Source organism: Roseibium sp. MMSF_3544 (assembly GCF_030732845.1).
Classification (GTDB): Bacteria; Pseudomonadota; Alphaproteobacteria; order Rhizobiales; family Stappiaceae; genus Roseibium.
On the sequence record NZ_JASHKA010000026.1, the window covers coordinates 65,106 to 80,684 of the forward strand.

At 59.1% G+C, this 15,579-nt stretch carries 17 protein-coding genes; 11 read left to right on the forward strand and 6 right to left on the reverse strand.

Features of this window, described 5'->3' with window-relative positions; translation table 11 throughout:
* The first annotated feature begins 19 nt into the window (after positions 1–19).
* Genes RBB47_RS26330 through RBB47_RS26340 form a run of 3 tightly spaced genes read left to right on the forward strand, consistent with a single transcriptional unit; the run spans position 20 to position 3,563 of the window.
* Positions 20–1,546 carry a CpaF family protein gene (locus tag RBB47_RS26330; RefSeq protein ID WP_305988894.1) on the forward strand — a complete coding sequence of 509 codons (1,527 nt, stop codon included), beginning with the start codon at positions 20–22 and terminating at the stop codon, positions 1,544–1,546.
* A gap of 7 nt (positions 1,547–1,553) precedes the next feature.
* Positions 1,554–2,573 carry a type II secretion system F family protein gene (locus RBB47_RS26335; RefSeq protein WP_305988895.1) on the forward strand — a complete coding sequence of 340 codons (1,020 nt, stop codon included), beginning with the start codon at positions 1,554–1,556 and terminating at the stop codon, positions 2,571–2,573.
* Positions 2,574–2,582: 9 nt separating this feature from the next.
* Positions 2,583–3,563 carry a type II secretion system F family protein gene (locus RBB47_RS26340; RefSeq protein WP_305988896.1) on the forward strand — a complete coding sequence of 327 codons (981 nt, stop codon included), beginning with the start codon at positions 2,583–2,585 and terminating at the stop codon, positions 3,561–3,563.
* A 257-nt stretch (positions 3,564–3,820) separates the two neighbouring features.
* Here RBB47_RS26340 and RBB47_RS26345 read toward each other — a convergent pair whose 3' ends face one another.
* On the reverse strand, positions 3,821–4,606 hold the full coding sequence (locus tag RBB47_RS26345; protein ID WP_305988897.1) for a tetratricopeptide repeat protein: 786 nt from the start codon (positions 4,604–4,606) through the stop codon (positions 3,821–3,823).
* A gap of 196 nt (positions 4,607–4,802) precedes the next feature.
* On the opposite strand from RBB47_RS26345, the gene RBB47_RS26350 reads away from it, so the two are divergent.
* From RBB47_RS26350 to RBB47_RS26360, 3 genes are read left to right on the forward strand one after another with little or no spacing between them, the layout of a single operon-like run.
* Complete coding sequence (locus RBB47_RS26350; RefSeq protein WP_305988898.1) at positions 4,803–6,197, forward strand: M17 family metallopeptidase; 1,395 nt, start codon at positions 4,803–4,805, stop codon at positions 6,195–6,197.
* A 59-nt stretch (positions 6,198–6,256) separates the two neighbouring features.
* A complete protein-coding gene (locus tag RBB47_RS26355) occupies positions 6,257–6,607 on the forward strand; it encodes a MarR family transcriptional regulator (RefSeq protein WP_305988899.1) in 351 nt (116 codons plus the stop codon).
* 34 nt (positions 6,608–6,641) lie between these two features.
* Entirely contained in the window at positions 6,642–7,511 is an 870-nt protein-coding gene (locus tag RBB47_RS26360) for a C40 family peptidase (protein ID WP_305988900.1), read from the forward strand.
* A 4-nt stretch (positions 7,512–7,515) separates the two neighbouring features.
* On the opposite strand, the gene RBB47_RS26365 is transcribed toward RBB47_RS26360, so the two are convergent.
* A complete protein-coding gene (locus RBB47_RS26365) occupies positions 7,516–7,812 on the reverse strand; it encodes a hypothetical protein (RefSeq protein ID WP_305988901.1) in 297 nt (98 codons plus the stop codon).
* 92 nt (positions 7,813–7,904) lie between these two features.
* Entirely contained in the window at positions 7,905–9,092 is a 1,188-nt protein-coding gene (locus RBB47_RS26370) for a DNA recombination protein RmuC (protein WP_305988902.1), read from the reverse strand.
* 125 nt (positions 9,093–9,217) lie between these two features.
* Between RBB47_RS26370 and def the strand changes: the two genes are divergently transcribed.
* The 5 genes from def (at position 9,218) to truA (ending at position 13,330) form a co-directional block, all read left to right on the forward strand.
* Complete coding sequence (gene def, locus RBB47_RS26375) at positions 9,218–9,736, forward strand: peptide deformylase (protein ID WP_305988903.1); 519 nt, start codon at positions 9,218–9,220, stop codon at positions 9,734–9,736.
* A 21-nt stretch (positions 9,737–9,757) separates the two neighbouring features.
* On the forward strand, positions 9,758–10,390 hold the full coding sequence (locus RBB47_RS26380) for a MarC family protein (protein WP_305988904.1): 633 nt from the start codon (positions 9,758–9,760) through the stop codon (positions 10,388–10,390).
* A 616-nt stretch (positions 10,391–11,006) separates the two neighbouring features.
* Positions 11,007–11,945: a methionyl-tRNA formyltransferase gene (gene fmt / locus RBB47_RS26385; protein ID WP_305988905.1), complete on the forward strand. Its 939-nt coding sequence runs from the start codon at positions 11,007–11,009 to the stop codon at positions 11,943–11,945.
* A gap of 23 nt (positions 11,946–11,968) precedes the next feature.
* Complete coding sequence (locus tag RBB47_RS26390; RefSeq protein WP_305988906.1) at positions 11,969–12,508, forward strand: GNAT family N-acetyltransferase; 540 nt, start codon at positions 11,969–11,971, stop codon at positions 12,506–12,508.
* A complete protein-coding gene (truA, locus tag RBB47_RS26395) occupies positions 12,509–13,330 on the forward strand; it encodes a tRNA pseudouridine(38-40) synthase TruA (protein ID WP_305988907.1) in 822 nt (273 codons plus the stop codon).
* Here truA and RBB47_RS26400 read toward each other — a convergent pair whose 3' ends face one another.
* The 3 genes from RBB47_RS26400 to RBB47_RS26410 form a co-directional block, all read right to left on the reverse strand.
* Positions 13,331–13,543: a hypothetical protein gene (locus tag RBB47_RS26400; protein WP_305988908.1), complete on the reverse strand. Its 213-nt coding sequence runs from the start codon at positions 13,541–13,543 to the stop codon at positions 13,331–13,333.
* 263 nt (positions 13,544–13,806) lie between these two features.
* Positions 13,807–14,271 carry a hypothetical protein gene (locus RBB47_RS26405; RefSeq protein WP_305988909.1) on the reverse strand — a complete coding sequence of 155 codons (465 nt, stop codon included), beginning with the start codon at positions 14,269–14,271 and terminating at the stop codon, positions 13,807–13,809.
* A 114-nt stretch (positions 14,272–14,385) separates the two neighbouring features.
* Positions 14,386–15,261, reverse strand: a complete 876-nt coding sequence (locus RBB47_RS26410) for a DUF2189 domain-containing protein (protein WP_371932859.1) — start codon at positions 15,259–15,261, stop codon at positions 14,386–14,388.
* Between the last annotated feature and the right edge of the window lie 318 nt (positions 15,262–15,579).

Below are 15,579 nucleotides of genomic sequence, written 5' to 3' on the forward strand. Positions count from 1 at the left end.
AGCGGAGCTTTTGATCGTTATGTTTGGAAGACGCGGTAATTCATCCTCTGGATCCTCGGCCGTTCGCCCCGGCGGCGTTCCCGGTTTGCCGGACGCTCCTGCAGAACCGGAAAATGCGGTTCAGGAAGCCGAAAAGGAAGCGCCTGCGCCTCCAGCAGAGACCGAGAAACCGGTGGCAGCGGCCCCTGCTGCAGCGCCGGCGCCGGCGCCCGCACCGGAGCCGCCGCAATCGACACCGTCGCCTCGCAAGAAGAACAACGAGTACTACGAGACAAAGGCGCAGATCTTCAACGCTCTCGTGGAAGCGATCGACCTGTCACAGCTCGCACGTCTTGACGCTGAAGACGCCCGCGACGAGATACGTGACGTTGTTAACGACATCATCGCGCTGAAGAACGTTGTGATGTCCATCGCGGAGCAGGAAGACCTGCTGGAGGACATCTGCAACGACGTCCTCGGCTATGGTCCCCTGGAACCACTGCTTGCTCGCGACGACATCGCCGACATCATGGTCAACGGCGCACACACGGTCTATATCGAGACCGCCGGTAAGGTCGAACAGACCGGCGTCAACTTCCGTGACAACGCCCAGCTGATGAACATCTGTCAGCGCATCGTGAGCCAGGTCGGCAGACGCGTCGACGACGCCAGCCCGATCTGTGACGCGCGCTTGCCCGATGGCTCTCGTGTGAACGTGATTGCGCCGCCGCTTTCAATCGACGGGCCGGCACTCACAATTCGTAAGTTTAAGAAGGACAAGCTGACCCTTGATCAGCTCACCAAGTTCGGCTCGATCACGCCCGAAGGGGCCACGATCCTGCAGATCATCGGACGCTCACGGTGTAACGTTCTGATCTCCGGCGGTACCGGTTCGGGGAAAACGACCCTCTTGAACTGTCTGACCGCCTACATCGAGAACACCGAACGCATCATTACCTGCGAAGACTCCGCGGAACTGCAGCTGCAGCAGCCGCATGTGGTGAGACTTGAAACCCGCCCGCCAAACCTTGAGGGCGAGGGCGAAATCACGATGCGCGATCTCGTCAAGAACTGTCTTCGTATGCGTCCTGAGCGGATCATCGTTGGTGAGGTACGCGGCCCGGAGGCCTTCGACTTGCTCCAGGCCATGAATACGGGTCACGACGGATCGATGGGAACGCTTCACGCCAACTCACCGCGTGAGGCTCTTTCCAGGCTTGAATCCATGATCACGATGGGCGGCTTTTCGCTGCCCTCGCGCACGCTGCGCGAGATGATTGTTTCCTCCATCGACGTGGTGGTCCAGGCCGCGCGTCTCAGGGACGGTTCGCGCCGCATTACCCATGTGACCGAAGTGGTCGGCATGGAAGGCGACATCATCACCACGCAGGATGTCTTCCTCTACGACATTGTCGGAGAAGATCCCAACGGCCGGATCATCGGTCGCCACCGGTCGACCGGTATCGGCCGGCCGAAATTCTGGGAGCGCGCACGTTACTTCAACGAGGAATCGCGTCTGGCCCAGGCATTGGATGCGGCTGAATTGCCCGAATATGTAGCGGAATGAGAAACTGATGTCCGGATTTGAAGACTTTCTAACGCCTCAGATTACCGGAATCGCCGTCGCGGTTCTGGTGATGCTCGCCGTTGGCGGCATCATATTCAGTATCTTTCAGCCGACACTGTCCGGGACAAAGCGCCGGGATCAGCGAATGGAGGCTGTTGCCGCGCGTCCGCAAACTGAAAAACAGCGCAAGCTGATCAGAGACAATGACCGGCGCAAGAAGTCGATCCAGGACCAGCTGAAAGATTTTGAGCAGCGGCAGAAAGCCAAGCACGACAGCCAGCAAAAGGTCTCCCTCAAAGTCAAGATGGAGCAGGCCGGCCTCGAGTGGGAAATGAAGCATTTCGTTATCTTCAGCATCGTATGCGGCATTATCTTTACAATCCTCAGCCTGATCGCAACCGGTAACATCTGGCTCACGCTGGCGTTCGGCTTCGTCGGATTTCTCGGGTTTCCACGCTGGTATGTCGGCAACAAGCGCAAGCGCCGCTTCAACCAGTTCCTGGAAGAATTGCCCAACGGTGTGGACATCATTGTTCGCGGTGTGAAAGCGGGCCTTCCGCTTGCCGATTGCATCAAGGTCGTGGCGCGCGAGTCACGCGAACCGGTTGCAACGGAGTTCCGCAAGATCACGGAAACCCAGGTGATGGGTGTGTCGCTTGCCGAGGCCGTGTCAAAGCTGCCCGAAAGGGTTCCGGTGGCAGAGGCCAATTTCTTCGCCATCGTGGTTGCCATCCAGCAAAAGGCCGGTGGCGGTCTCGCCGAAGCGCTTGCAAACCTGTCGAAGGTCTTGCGCGGCCGCAAAGCTCTCAAGGGCAAGATCAAGGCCCTGAGTTCGGAAGCCAAATCATCCGCCATGATCATCGGCGCCATGCCGTTCGGCGTCGGTGGTATCATCTTCCTGATTGCGCCTGACTACATTCTGCTCTTGTTCACCACGACAGCCGGCAACATCATCATCGGTGGCTGCCTGCTGTGGATGTTCATCGGCACAATGGTCATGCGACACATGATCAACTTCGACTTCTAGGGGGGCGGCATGGATCTCGAAACAATCGCATCGTCGCAATTCCTGGCCGCAGTCCTTGCAATGGTTGCCGTGACAGGAACGATCTTCTCGCTGGTCGGGCCCATGTTGTCGGGCGACACTTTGAAATCACGCATGAAGTCTGTCGCTCTCGAACGCGACCGGCTTCGCGCAAAGGAACGGGCGCGTCTTCAGTCGAACCAGCAGGATGCCCGCGCCTCGTTGAGAAACCAGCCAAAAGCCCAGATGAAAAGTCTGGTGGACAGGTTCAATCTGAAGGAAATTCTCTCTGATGAGAGCACGACCGAAAAACTCAGGATGGCAGGTTATCGCGGCTCGGCACCGCTCTATTACTTCCTGACGGCGCGTGTCGCGCTGCCGGTCATCCTTCTTGTGATCTCGCTGTTCTATGCCTTCGTGATCATTGGCGACGATTATCCGACGGTCGCCAAGGTCTGTTTCTGTATCGCGATTGCCGGCCTCGGTGCTTTCCTGCCGAACCTGTTCCTGAAAAACAAGATCGACAAGCGTAAGCTCAACATTCAGCGCGCCTGGCCGGATGCGCTTGACCTGATGCTGATCTGTGTCGAATCGGGCATGTCGATCGAAGGCGCCTTCCAGAAGGTTGCCGAGGAAGTCGGCGTGCAATCTGTCGACCTTGCCGAGGAACTCTCTCTGACGACAGCAGAGCTCTCTTACTTGAGCGAGCGGCGCGGTGCTTATGAGAACCTGGCCAAGCGGACGGGCGTTGATGGCGTGAAGAACGTCATGATGGCGCTCATCCAGGCGGAGCGCTACGGTACACCCGTCGGCAGCGCGATGCGCACCATGGCGGACGACACGCGCGAGCAGCGCATGTTGTTTGCCGAACAAAAGGCAGCATCGCTTCCGCCGAAGCTCACCGTTCCCATGATCCTGTTCTTCCTGCCGGTGCTGTTCTTCATCATCATGAGCCCAGCCATCATGCAGGTGATGGAGATCGATGCCTTCTAGGGTACGAGCCCATAACCGTTCAAGTTTGGCTCTTCATTCTGCAAAGGGGCTCTGAAGTCGCCCTACGCGGCAAAAGCATCTGAAACGATCTTGGCACGTACAAATAACCCCGCCGGTGACCTGATCACCCGGCGGGGTTTCTTGTTCGTGCGTCCCTGCGATGGAGTTGGAAAAGCAGGGAAGGGAAAGGATTAGGTGGTAGTTCCAGGAGGAAGAAGGCGCCGGCTTGCTAGATGATCTGACAGGCCGGTCCGTTATCAGCCCTGTTGGCGTTTCTGCATCATCGTGCGCAGGTAGGCGATGTTGGCTTCCGCCTGGCGCGGGTCCAGTTCTGCCTGGGCCACCTGGATGGCTTCGTCAAACTTGCCCTGAATGCCGAGCACCAGCGCCAGGTTCTGACGGACACGGCTGTCTGCGCCAGGGAGGCTCGCGGCGCGCCGCAAGTTATATTCGGCATCCGGCAGGTCGTTTGACAGCAGATAGGAGAGACCGAGATTGTTGAGCAGGCTCGGATCTTCCGGAGCGATCTTGAGCGCCTGCTTGTAAAGGCTACGGGCTTTGCTGTGGTTGCCGGTCTGGTCGTAGATGGCGGCTTCCGCAGACATCAGTTTCCAGTCCGGCAGGTCCGGCCGCTGGGCGCGTTTGAGAACATTCAAAGCTTCATCAAAGCGCCCGTTCATCGCCAGTACCTTGCCGTAGGCGGACGCGATCTCGCGATCTTTCTGATGCGCAATCACACCGGACCGCAAGACGGCCATGGATTGCTGGATCTGTCCGTTCTGGCTCAGTGCATTCGAGTAGCCGAGAATGGCATTGCGGTTTTGCCGATCCTTCTCGTATCGCTTCGCCCACTTGGCGACTTCGGCCCGCGCAAGGTTCGAGCCCGGAGCGACGGAATGGACGCCGGAGGCGGGCGAATGCGTTCCGGTGTTGGTTTTATTCGAAGCACATCCGGTCACAAGGGCAAGCGCGGTCATGGCCACGAGTGCCGACGCCAGTCGTTTCGTGGAGCGGGGAACGGATCCGTTTCTGGGCGCTTGCATTTTCAACATCCTTGTTGTCCGCAGCCTATGGGGTTCCCTTAGAGAAATAGATAATTAACCCTAATGGTTGGTTAAACAGTGTTGCGATTTGCAAGATTGCCACGGACCTTTCGCACCGTATTGCGTCTTTTGGCGCGGCGGCTTACCTGTCTTATGAAGGCATGACCTTCTCATCCAATCCAACGGAGTGCCCCTCGTGCGCGAAATCCTTGTCCGCAAATCCGATCTGTCCGAAGCAACACCCATCATCGCGGTCACGGAAGCGTCCCTTGGGGATGTGCTTGTCGGCTTGGGGGACGCCGCGAGCGCCTGGTGCTCCGTCAACGACTACACTGGAAAACCGTCATCCCACCTGATGGTCCAGACCGGGGACGGTACCGGGGCTGCTGTGCTCTATGGCGTGGAGGAGACAGGCCTTTCCCAGCCTTTTGCGCTCGGCGGGCTGGTCAATCGCCTGCCCCAGGGTGACTACTTTCTTGCGGATGGCTTTCCCGACCCCGAAGAGGCCGCGCTCGGATTTGCGCTGTCGGCTTACAAGTTTGAACGCTACGTGAAACCGTCCAGGAAAATACGTCGGCTTGGGATAGGTGATGACGTCGACCTTGAAAGGATCGGCGATGTTCTGGATGGGGTGAAGCTGACACGGGATCTCATCAACACGCCTGCCAACGATCTGGGACCTGAAGAACTAGCAACAACGGTCGCGGCCTTGTTCGAGGAACACGGCGGCTCAGGAGAAGTGATCGTCGGGGAAGATCTCCTGTCCAGAAATTTCCCGATGGTGCATGCCGTCGGCCGGGCGAGCTCGCGCGCACCGCGTCTTGCGGATTATTCCTGGGGAGACGAAGACGCTCCGAAAGTAACCCTGGTCGGCAAAGGCGTGATTTTCGATACCGGCGGTCTTAACCTGAAGCCCGGGTCCTCCATGACGCTGATGAAGAAAGACATGGGTGGTGCGGCCAACGTTCTGGGTCTCGCCTCGATGATCATGTCATCGAACCTGCCGGTGCGCCTGCGGGTCATCGTTCCGTGTGTCGAAAACGCGGTCGCGGGGAGCGCTTTCAGACCCGGCGACATTCTCTCAAGCCGCAAGGGACTGACTGTTGAAATAGGCAATACGGACGCGGAGGGCCGGCTGATCCTGGGGGACGCGCTTGCTCTGGCGGATGAGGAAACTTCGGATCTGCTGATCGATATGGCAACCCTTACCGGTGCGGCGCGCGTCGCGCTTGGGCCCGATCTGCCACCCTTTTACACAGATGATGACGGACTGGCGGATGATATCGCGGTCATCGCCGAAGCATCGTCCGATCCCTTGTGGCGTCTTCCACTCTGGAAGCCTTACATGAAATATCTCGACAGCAAGGTTGCCGACATCAACCACATCAACACATCCGGAACAGGTTTTGCCGGTTCGATCACTGCTGCGCTTTTCCTCTCGCGCTTTGTGGACAACACAGAAAGCTGGGTTCACTTCGACATTTACGGCTGGACCCCGGCAGAAAGACCCGGAAAAACGGTCGGCGGAGAAGCGCAGGGGATCCGTTGTCTGTTCGATCTCATTTCGGAGCGCTATGCGGCGGCAAAATAACGGGTCCGAAACGTTTTTGTGGTTCGATAGCCGTGATCAACAGGTAAAACGGCTCGATTATGGCTGTCGATATACGCGCCTCACAGGCGTTGAAACTGCTGCATGAAGTCAATCTGGCGCTGGTTCGAGACAGCGAGCAGGACCTGTCCGCACGCCAGATGACAATCCTGCTGACCGTCTACCTGGAACCGCCGCCCCATACAGTTCGCGGCCTTGCGGCCAAGTTGAACGTCACCAAACCCGCGATAACCCGGGCGCTCGATACGCTCGGCGGGCTGCGGCTCTTGTCGCGCAAACGCGACGAGGCCGACAAGCGCAACGTGATCATCACACGAACTGTGTCAGGCGCACTCTATCTGGAGCAGCTGGGCGATCTCGTGGTAGAGAAGGCCAAGGAGCTGCCGCGCTGACGCGGCATTCAACCGCCGGACTTGGTAATCAGACATGACCAATACCTTTGACCGCCGCTTTCATCCGGTTCGCCCCGACCTCGCCTCCAGAGACTATGAGGGCAAGGTGGAAGCCGAACGGTTCGTCGATGGCGAAGTGTTTCAGGTGACTGCGGACAGCCTGGCCTTCCGGCCCGAACCACGGCCTGACAGATCCATCGACACGGAAGCTTTGCGCGGGGAATGGGTCACGGTCTTTGAGCAGACGTCGGAGGGTTGGGCCTGGGGGCAGCTCGACACGGATGGCTACGTTGGCTGGTTTTCCTCAGACGGCCTTGGACAGGTGACCGCCGCGACCCATCGCGTGCGCGCGCTCCGCACCTACCGCTATCCGGGGCCAGACCTGAAGTTTCCCCCGCTCGGACTGATGTCCATCGGATCGAAGGTCACGGTGGTCAGAGAGACGGAAACCCGAGGTCTGGTCTACGCGGTTTTGAGTGACGGCTCGGCTGTCGTCGCCAAACACCTTGTCCCGCTCACCGAACAGGAAGACGACTGGGTGTCGGTGGCAGAAGAAATGCTCGGGACGCCTTATCTCTGGGGCGGACGTACATCGTTCGGCCTCGACTGCTCCGCGCTGATCCAGCTTGCCGCGCAGGCTGGAGGTATCGACATTCCGCGCGATAGCGATGTCCAGGAACAGGATGCGGGCGACGAGATTCCGCATGACGATCCCTCTGCTTTTACGCGCGGCGATCTCGTCTTCTGGAAAGGTCATGTCGGCATAGTTGCCGGCGCAAACCGTTTGCTCCACGCCAACGGTTTCACAATGACGGTTGCCTATGAGCCGCTCGATCAGGCAATCAAACGCATCGCTGCGACCGAGTGGGGTGCTGTCACCTCGGCACGTCGCCTCTCGGCATAGAGCGTTACAAGGCCTTTGCCATCGCCTGCCACAAGATCTCGGCGTCACGTTCAACAGGTTTGCCGGCCATTCGGAACCAATAGCCGGCATTGCCGTGATCGCCTTCGATGAGATGGCAGAGCGCATGGACCCAGTCATGGGCTGGCTCACCCTCGTCTCGCTGGCAGATCTCGTGGGCCTTTTCCCATTCCGGACCCAGGCCAAGCTCTCCCTTCTTCAGCCACCAGAGCGCCTTCAGCGGTTCGGATAGATGAGCGGGCGGTTCTGCTGTTGATACGTCGAATTGCGTTGGACCGGACATGTTCTGTCCCTGAAGGTTGTTCGGGTGGGGAGCCGTTACTCTAGACCTGGTTATTGGCATCCGCCAAATGAATCTGGATCACGCAATAGCGTTCAGGCCTTCGGCGTCAGAGCCAAGCGCGGTTCTTCCTGCACTTGCTCTTCCGCAGCGGACTCGATGTCCCCGAGTTCCAGATCTTCGATCTTGCGGCTGCGCTTGGTGATCTTGTCGGTGGAAATCAGGATCTGGTCGATGTCCTTGTTGGCTTGCGCAAAATGGGATTGCAGCTTGCCGACACGGTCGTTGAGACGGCCGACATCGGTGATCAGGTGGCCGACTTCCGCCTGGATCAGGTGAGCCTGCTCGCGCATCTTGGCATCGCGCAACACGGACTGGATCACTTGAATGGACAGCATCAGGAGGGACGGCGACACGATCACCACCCGCGTCCGGTGTGCCTTTTGAATGAGGTCTTCAAAGCCCTCGTTGAGTTCCGCGAACACGCTCTCGGACGGCACGAACAGGAAGGCCGTGTCCTGGGTCTCGCCGGGCAAAAGATATTTCTCGCCGATATCCTGGATATGCTTGACGAAGTCGCGACGGAATTGGGCCTGTGCGTATTTCAGCTGCTCCTCCGTTTCCGCGTTCCGCAACAGGTTGAAAGCCTCCAGGGGAAACTTCGCGTCGATTGCGAGCGAGGGCGCACCGTTCGGCATATGGATCAGGCAGTCCGGGCGGCTGTTGTTGGAAAGCGTTGCCTGGAAGGTGTAGGTGCTCGGGGCCATTTGGTCCTGGATGATGGCCTCCATCCGGCCCTGGCCGAAAGCACCGCGTGTCTGCTTGTTGGAGAGGATTGCCTGCAGTTGGCCGACCTGGCCCGACAGGTCGGTAATTGTCCGCTGCGCCCGGTCGATGACGGCAAGCCGCTCATGCAGATGCCGGAGCCCGTCCTGGGTTTTCTTGGTCGTGTCGGCCATCGACAGTCCCAGCTTGTGGCCCATCCCGTCAAGGCGCTCATTGACCGCGCGCATCATGTCCGACTGGCGAGAGCCGAAGACTTCCGCCATGGTCTGCATGCGGCCTGTCATCTCGCCTTGCGACTTCAAAAGCTGCGCCAGGTGGCTTTCCAGTTCGTGGATCCGTTCCGTTGAAGCGCTGTCGGCCTCCGCGCGAAGCCGGATCTGGCGCATGGTCTTCAAGACCAGCCAGACAATCAGCGCCAACAGGAACAGTCCGCCCGCAATCGCGGTTTCCAGAACCGTCACCGGACGGCCACTCAACTCAAACAGGATCTCGTTCATGAAACAAACATAGAACGATTCGGCTCAAACGCACATCCGCGACGCAATTCAGATGCGTTGAAAACGCAAGCGAACCCGTTGATTTCCGCGTTGACCACCGTCGTTTGATTGCCTATGTCAGGCGCATGACATTACGCCCGATCATTACGATTCCCGACCCGGTTCTCCGCGAAGTCTGCGCGCCCATCGAAACTGTCGATGATGACGTCCGGGGACTTGCCGACGACATGCTGGACACCATGTACGACGCTCCTGGTATTGGACTGGCCGCCAGCCAGATCGGTATCCTGAAGCGCATGTTTGTTCTCGACGTCGCCAAGGAGGATGAACCCAAGCAGCCGATGGTCTTCATCAATCCGAAAATCGTGTGGTCCAGCGACGAACTCTCCGTCTACCAGGAAGGATGCCTGTCGATCCCCGAGTATTTTGAGGATGTCGAGCGTCCGGCAGAGGTGACCGTCCAGTTTCTGGACCGGGAAGGCGCAGAGGCCGAGATCAAGGCCGACGGCTTGCTGGCAACCTGTATCCAGCACGAGCTTGACCATCTCAACGGGAAACTGTTCATTGACTACCTGTCGAAGTTGAAGCGTGACCGGGTGATCAAGAAGTTCACCAAACAGGCGAAACTGGCCGGCAAGGGCTGAAGAACGACAACTGGGGGCCTAATGGATCAGGTATTGTTCCTGAAAACGTTTGCTGCGCTTTTTGCGATCATGAGCCCGATTGCCAATCTTCCTGTTTTCCTTGCCCTGACATCGGATAGAGGTCCGGCCTACGAGCGCAAGACGGCTCTGACCATTCTGATCGGTCTCACGATCGGCTCCGTCGTCATTGGCCTGTCCGGCGATATCATTCTCAAGGTTTTCGGCATCAGTCTTGATGCTTTCCGGCTTGCCGGAGGGTTCCTGATCCTTCTGATCGCGCTCGATCTTCTTTCCGGCAAAGCGGCACAGGCCCATCACGGCACGGAAAAGGAAAAGGAGCACATGAAATCGCAGGACAATCCGGCGATTTATCCGCTCACGGTTCCGATCCTTCTGGGCCCCGGCTCCATCTCCACAATGATCATTTTTCGCGGTCAGGTAACGAATTTCAGCCAGGAAGTTGCCTATGTCGCAGCGGTTGCTGCCGCGATCCTGCTTCTCGTCGGCACGTTCTTCGCCGCGCCTTTCCTGTCACGCTTTCTGGGCCAGACCGCCAACAGCGTCATGAGCCGCCTGATGGGCATGATCCTGGCAGCCATCGCCATGGAGATGATGACCGACAGTCTCAAGGTTCTCTGGCCCGGGCTGGCCTGACCGGACCTGCCTGCAATTCTGAGGAAGACAAATGGGGATTGTCCTTCCGGACAAATGCGCCGGATCGGCATGCAGCTTTCGCTGCGCTTGTCCGGAACGACGTCCGGTCAAGATCGCGGCAACCACCTCGAACCCCGGACTTCATCCTGAGGAGGACCGTCAGGTCCGTCTCGAAGGATGGCGGTAGGATGCGCAGTTGGCGGCCCATCCTTCGAGACAGCGCTCCGCGCTTCCTCAGGATGAGGGTGTGCGGGTTGAGAGATGCCCGTGCTTCGAGCTTCGACACCTCTCCCCGTGGGAGAGGTCGGCCTGGAAGGCCGGGTGAGGGGACAAACGTCTCAGGCCTCTTGTCAGGTTTGACACCTCACCCTGGCCCTTTCCCTCAGGGAGAGGAGACAGGACCGGGCAGCGGTAAGCGGAACCGAACGACATCGTTGCTTCGAGACAGGCCTTTGCCTTTCTCACAATGTGGCTCAATACCAAACCTGGGAGTTGCCGGCTCATACAGAATTGAAATAGCGACGCGATTACGCGCCGTGCGGACACTCGCCCCCTTGCCCGGGCCGGCTTTAGGCGTAATAAGGGGCGAACTTTCGCTTGAACCCTCAGGAGCCTCATGTCACTTCGTGTCGTCTTCATGGGCACGCCGGATTTTTCGGTGCCGACCCTAATTGAAATCGTCGGTCAGGGACACGAAGTCGTCGCCTGTTATTCCCAGCCGCCGCGTCCGGCGGGCAGAGGCATGGATCTGAAAAAGTCCCCCGTTCATGAGACGGCCGAGTCTTTCGGAATTCCGGTTTCCACGCCGAAAAGCCTCAAAGATCAGGAAGAACAGGCAAAGTTTGCAGATTTGAATGCCGATGTCGCGGTCGTGGTCGCCTACGGACTGCTGTTGCCCAAAGCCGTGCTGGACGCGCCGCAATTCGGCTGTTTGAACCTTCATGCCTCAAAGTTGCCGCGCTGGCGGGGAGCGGCACCGATCAACCGCGCGATCATGGCGGGTGACAGCGAAACCGCGGTGCAGGTGATGCGCATGGAAGAGGGCCTCGACACAGGCCCGGTGTGCATGTCGGAGACGGTCACGATCACTAGCGCAATGACGGCGGGCGACCTGCACGATCAGCTTTCCGCGCTCGGTGGTGACTTGATGGTTCGCGCACTCGCGGCCTTGTCGCGCGGCGCGCTCGGCGAGCAGCCACAGGCAGAAGATGGCATCACCTATGCTGCCAAGCTGTCGAAACAGGAAACGCGGATCGACTGGTCGAAAACGGCCGAAGAGGTTCACAACCATATTCGTGGTCTGTCACCTTTTCCGGGCGCCTGGTGCGAAATGCCGCTTGGCAGCAAGCCGGAACGGGTGAAGATCCTCAGAAGCTCGCTCGCCGAGGGGGGCGGTGCACCGGGTGAGGTTCTGTCGACCACCGATGCACCCATCGTCGCTTGTGCCACCGGGGCAGTCCAGCTGGATCAGGTTCAGCGTGCGGGCAAAAAGGCGGTGAGCGGACAGGAGTTCCTGCGCGGTGCATCTCTTTCTGACGGCACGCTTCTGGATTAGGTTAGGGGCAGCAGGAGACACTGATGAGCGACGCAACTGATGCCCCCGATCTGACGATCCGAGACGTGACGCCTGAAGACGAGGTTGTTGTCAGGGATCTACTGAAGGCAGCCTTTCCATCGCATGTAGAAGCAAAACTGGTGGAAAAACTGCGCCATTGCGGTGCCCTGGTGCTGGAACAGGTCGCCGTGGACGAAAGCGGCAAGGTTGTCTGTCACGTTGCTTATAGCCGGGTAACCCCGGCGGCAATCGGCCCCGGTCACGCGCTTCAGGTGTGTTGTCTTGCCCCTGTTTCCGTCTGGCCGGAAAAACAGCGCACAGGGATCGGCTCTGCTTTGATCGCCGCGTCGCTCGAAAAGCTGCGCGATCTCGGCGAGGATCTTGTGCTTGTGCTCGGACCGCCCTCCTACTATCCGCGTTTCGGCTTCGATCCGGTCCTCGCCCGAAAGGTCCAGGGACCATATGCGGGTGATGCGTTCATGGCGCTCGCGTTGACGGAAGCCGGTTCGCGCGACCTGCCCATCGAAGTGGCCTTTGCCACACCCTTCGAAGAATTTGAGTAGATGCCGCGATACAAGCTGACGGTGGAATATGACGGTCGGCCGTTTTGCGGTTGGCAGCGCCAGGCCAACGGCCCTTCCGTTCAGGCCGTGATTGAGCGCGCCATCAAGGCCTTTTCCGGCGAAGACGTGACGATCGGTGGTGCAGGCCGCACCGATACCGGGGTTCACGCAACCGGGCAGGTTTGTCACGCCGACCTTTCCAGATCCTGGCCCTCCAAGACCATCATGGGCGCGCTGAACTTCCACTGCCAGCCGGATCCTGTGGTGGTGCTCGACTGTGCTGAAATGCACGAAGGGTTCGACGCCCGTTTTTCCGCTATTCGCCGGTCCTACCGCTACCGCATTCACAATCGGCTGCCGCCGCTGACCCACCAACTCGGCCTTGCCTGGCACGTGAAGCCGGATCTTGATGCCGAGGCCATGCATAAGGCGGCGCAAGAGTTTGTCGGCCATCACGACTTCACTACGTTCCGCCATTCGCGTTGCCAGGCCAAGAGCCCGGAAAAGACGCTGGAAGAGTTCCGGGTCTATCGGGAGGGGGAGTTCGTCATTGCCGAATGCTCGTCCCGCTCGTTCCTGCACAACCAGGTCCGGTCCATGGTCGGCACATTGAGGCTGGTCGGGGAGGGCAAATGGGGCCCGGGAGCAATCACCAGCGCGCTTCAGGCCCGTGACCGCAAGGCCTGCGGCCCGGTCGCCCCCGCAGACGGTCTCTACCTGACCCGTGTCGACTACCGTTCAGCGGAGATGGATATCGAGTTGCTGCGCGACTGGCAGGCCCGCAAGAGCGCAATGGAAGCCGAAGACGAAGCCGAGGCTTGACTATTCGGAAGAGGCCGCTGCGAGGTCCTGAACCAAGGCTGAATATGTACGCTTGTCATCCCGGCGGAAGCGAAGCGGAGATCCGGGACCGGTGCGGCAGTGCCCATCTGTTCGCCCCAGAATATCTCGCTCGTTGGTTCCCCGGTCCCGGATCTCCCGTAGGTCGTCCGGGATGACGCTGGCGAGGTTCTTGGATTGGCCATGCCGGGACATGTTGTTCTCTCCATTTCTCCGGTCGTCCCATGGCTCGACCATGGGACCCATGCCGTGACCTTTCCAGGATCGAGGATTGGAGTCCGGGGGAAAGGAGCGGCCTGGATTGCCGGATCAAGTCCGGCAATGACGGGTCATGTTTGTATTCCAAGAAGAACGGATCAATCGCGCTCAGTTGAGTTGATGAGGATGGATTGATAGGCGCGCTAGAATTGAGCGCAACGCAAACGCGTTGAAATGAGTTTCGAGAGCGTCCGCTTTTCCTACCCGCCGGTAAACCCGCCCAGGATCTCGGTCAGGTTTGACAGGATGTAACCAAGCAAGATCACCCCGGCGATGATCATCACTGTCCATACGAAGAGCTGAAAGCCGATGGCCACGCCGCCGATGCTGACCGCGGCGAAGGCGAGGCGTCGCTTTTCCCGAAAAACGAACCCGAAAACGCCGAGGATCACCGCGACCCCGCCGAGCACATAGGCGGACGTTGACAGGATACGGTCGAGGCTCCAGGCCCTGGCCTCAGGGGCAGGTTGTGGCTCGCCCTTCAGACCCCGCATCGCGGACTTGCCGATATCCGCCGCGATTTCCCCGATCGACTGCCCGATAGTAGGTTGGGGATCGAGGGGGCCGGCCCCATGAAGGAAGAGCGCCAAGACCAGCGCCACGGCGCCGAACGCCATGCCTGCCATGGACCACCAGGATCTGTTGACCGCCGCGACTTCGCTCATGACCGGTACTCCGCTCGCCGAAACAACGAATGTATTCGATGAGCACAGTGCCCTATCGAGTCTAAGTTTTCGTTACGGCAAGGCCCGGGATTGAACCGGGAACGCAAGGCTCCGTTAAGGAGCTGCCGGCTCGTTCGCCGCCTTCGGAAGCACCACGCACTTCTTGTAAAGATGCCAGGTCGTATGGCCGAGAACAGGCAGCACCACGATCAGGCCAAGAAACGCCGGCACCATCGAGACGATCAGAAGCGCGGTTACCACCAGTGCCCAGCCGATCATCGGCACGGGCGAGACGACGACAGCGCGAACGCTTGTGATCATCGCCGTGATGAAGTCCCGATCCTCTTCCAGAAGCAGCGGGAAGGAAACCACCGTGAGGGAGAACAGGAGGAGCGACAGGATTGCGCCGACCACATGGCCAACGGCCAGGAACATCAGTCCTTCCGGTGTGGAAATCACCTGACTGAGAAACTCGTCGAAAGAGGCGAAGGACTTGAAGCCGAGGAAGAGCGCCAAAAGCAGGCGGACCTGGTACATCCACATGATCTGGATGAACAGAACGACAAAGGCCATCCAGGACAGTTCGCGCCCTTTCTGGGCCCACATGGTTCCCAGGATCGTTGACCAGGAAAGTTCTTCACCGGACTGCAGCCGCCGGCTGACCTCATAAAGCCCGACCGCTGCAAAGGGCCCGATCAGGACGAAACCGGCAGCCGCCGGATAGGCCAGGTAGCTCATGTTGAGCGCTGCTGCGCTCAAGATCACAAACAGGCCGCCCGCTGCGAAGAGTGCGCCGATGGCCAGTCCGTAGACAGGCGCCTTTCGAAAATCCGACAACCCTGCCGCAAGTGCATCAATGACATCGTCGGCGCTGATTTTGTTGACCTGCGGCATGGGCCGCAGAGTGTCTTGTGTCTGAGGACCGGATGTCTTGATCTCAGAATCCGTCGTGGCACCGGTTTCGCCCGGCACCGTCGTCTTCTCGCTCATCTGGCAGCTTCCTCCCAAAAGCGGATTGCACCAGTCTGCCCTCCTACAGACAGGCAATCTTAGGCACGGAAGCTGTTTCAGCTCAATGAGGAGAAAGGCTTATGTGCTCCGCCATCTGAAAACCGGACCGGCACGGCTGCCAAGACCATGTCCAATGCTGCCCGACTTAGTGGAAATCGAGCCTCGTTGAGCGAATGAGAGGTGTCATCCCGGCTGGAGCGAAGCGAAAGGCCGGGATCCAGTAAACTCTTGTCTGATTGCCTTTTTCAGTCGCCGGCTACACGGAATACTGGGTCCCGGTCTTGCCGCTTACGCGGC